General features: G+C 49.4%; 3 protein-coding genes. All 3 read right to left on the bottom strand.

All coding sequences use genetic code 11. The annotated features are described in order from the left end of the window. Nucleotides 1-1094, bottom strand: a 1094-nt coding sequence (locus BN1115_RS22450) for a hypothetical protein (RefSeq protein ID WP_156135290.1), incomplete at its 3' end; no start/stop codon positions are given. A gap of 65 nt (nt 1095-1159) precedes the next feature. Then, nucleotides 1160-1408, bottom strand: a complete 249-nt coding sequence (locus BN1115_RS18545; RefSeq protein WP_050070532.1) for a hypothetical protein — start codon at nt 1406-1408, stop codon at nt 1160-1162. A gap of 285 nt (nt 1409-1693) precedes the next feature. Further along, nucleotides 1694-2011, bottom strand: coding sequence for a hypothetical protein (locus BN1115_RS18540; RefSeq protein WP_042658319.1), 318 nt, complete (start codon nt 2009-2011; stop codon nt 1694-1696). Nucleotides 2012-2195 lie beyond the last annotated feature (184 nt).

The raw sequence follows: 2195 nt of genomic DNA, 5'->3' as shown, positions 1-2195 counted from the left end.
AGCCATGTTTTATCCTCTGACAACTTATCAAGGGCACTCTCGGCGGGGGCTAGATCCTGTTGCGCTTTGGTGGCTGCCTCTTGGTCTGCCTTGGCCTCGGCCTCTTTCTCTTTCTTCATAGTCTCCTCAAGCTGAGCCTGAGTGAGGGGGTCTTTAAGCTTGTCGTTTGCAGCGCCTACCTGCCCCTCTGGAGTAATGCCCTGTTGAAGCTGAGCGAGAAGTTGCTGGAGCTGCTGGAGCTTCTCGGGGGTCACATAGTTAGCAGCGTTCGGGTTAGTGGTCTGCAACTGGCCCTTGATAAGGGCATCAAGAAGTTCCTCATCTGTTTCGGAGACACCTGGAATGTACTTAACAGGGTCAGGGAAAATGTGAGGATATGGATAAGGCCAAGCATCAGGAACCATAAAAGCCTGAGCAGCAGCATAAGGATCTTTTAGCATCTCAGTGGCAAGGGAATCATAAAGTGAATCGTCAGAAACGGGCTCATTAGAAACAACAACATCTTCTTGAGAAAGGACTTTAAAATCAATCTCCCTAGTAGAAACACCGCCTTTAAATTTGATTTTATAATAATAAAGAGGAGGTGTACGAGGAAGCAAAACACCATCAGAAGTGCAAGGCGGATATGAAGAATATATACGTGAACACTCTGCAATTTGTGAGGCTATAGCAGTCTGTAAATCTTTAACCACGGGACTGAGATTAAAAGGATTTGCCCAACTTCCTGATTGACCATAATAATTAGTTTTAATTAAAGGTCGTGTAACCTGCCCCGTCAATTCATCTATTGCCCATCCCGCGGCGGCCATCGTTGCAAACCAAGCAGCATACCACGCATTTTTCTTTACAAGCCCTTTCATATTAGTTTTAACATGAGACATAAATGTAGGCTTAGGAACATCAACAGTTTTAATAGCATATGGCGCATTAGCAGCATAACCCTTAATAGTGGCGCTGACCTTAATTAAAGATTCATTAACGATTTTGACAGAATTAGCCTTAATAACTTCGGCATTCTGGAAAAAATCACCAATTTGAAGAGCAGAGGCCGAGAACGTGACAGCGGCGGCTAATAATATGATGTACGGGCGCATATATCCCCCATGAAAAAAGGGGGGCAGAGCCCCCCGATAGTACAGGGGCAGAGCCCCGCCAGTGATTAACCCTGAGCACCTTTGCGAACGAAAGTCTGCAAGAGGCCAAAGCCGATGGACAGGGAGAGCACTACGGCCATAACCGCAAAGCCTGCACCGGAGGCAGTACCAGCGTCAGCGAGGACGCTTTCTTTAACGGTGGTAACGGTGGCAGCATCCAGAGCACCAACAGCAGAGGCAGCGGAGGAAGCAACAATAGAGCCAGCAACCAGAACCGGAGCGGCGTACTTACGAACCATATTGCGAATTTTCATGATCATTTCCTTTTGATTGATGTTTACGCTTTTCAATACAACTCAACCTTGAATTGCGTTTACCGTTTTCAATTGCCCCGAGAGGCTTTCTCAAATATCTGGCGGGTGTGTCGGAACACCGTGCCAGAGCCATAGCCAACGAGCCAAACAAGGAACCCGCCAGCAATAAACATTTCAATACCTGGCTCAATCACCGTTGATTCCCTCCCATAAACCCAATCGCATAAAGCAGCATGTAAGAGGCGGCAACTATGAGCTGGGAATAGTCAGGTAGGGCGTCCATGGTTACGCCTTAGCGTTCTGGACGCTTGCGGGCAGGTCTACCAGACGGAACCCGTTAAACTGGCGGTGGCGGCCGTTGTCGTCACCAAACGAGCCGTTGCGGTACTCAACCATGAATTCAGTCGGGCCCTTGCCAGCGATGGTTTTCAACATGGCGTGATAGCCGGCTGTCACCTGCTCTTCGGTGATGGCCACATCAATGATCTGACTCGGGTCAGTGGTGAGCAGCTTCACGGTGCCAGTAGTGACCTTGCGCCCGTCACGGTCTTTTGTGGCGGTGGTGATGTCGGTGCCTGAGAGTATCTGAGCGATGATTTTCATTTTTTAGAGCCTCTGTGAGTTGGTGGTTGTTCGGTGCTTAGGGCAGTTGTTGACACGGGACCAAGGGTAAAGAAGGCTCGACTGGACAGGAGTCGCCAGCGCTGCGCGCTGCCCACTCCTGCCAGTCGGCCCAATCCAAAGCGATTAGATGGTTGTTATCGAGGTCTTCGAGAAGCTTCTCCCG

This window comes from Aeromonas allosaccharophila (genome assembly GCF_000819685.1).
In the GTDB taxonomy this organism is placed as follows: domain Bacteria; phylum Pseudomonadota; class Gammaproteobacteria; order Enterobacterales; family Aeromonadaceae; genus Aeromonas; species Aeromonas allosaccharophila.
The sequence above is the reverse complement of the archived record's forward strand: the minus strand, read 5'-3'. Positions and strand labels throughout refer to the sequence as shown.

Bases quoted from the DNA above. Each gene is read 5' to 3' on its own strand.
- BN1115_RS18545 (WP_050070532.1), bottom strand. From the start codon at position 1,408: ATGAAAATTCGCAATATGGTTCGTAAGTACGCCGCTCCGGTTCTGGTT.
- BN1115_RS18540 (WP_042658319.1), bottom strand. From the start codon at position 2,011: ATGAAAATCATCGCTCAGATACTCTCAGGCACCGACATCACCACCGCC.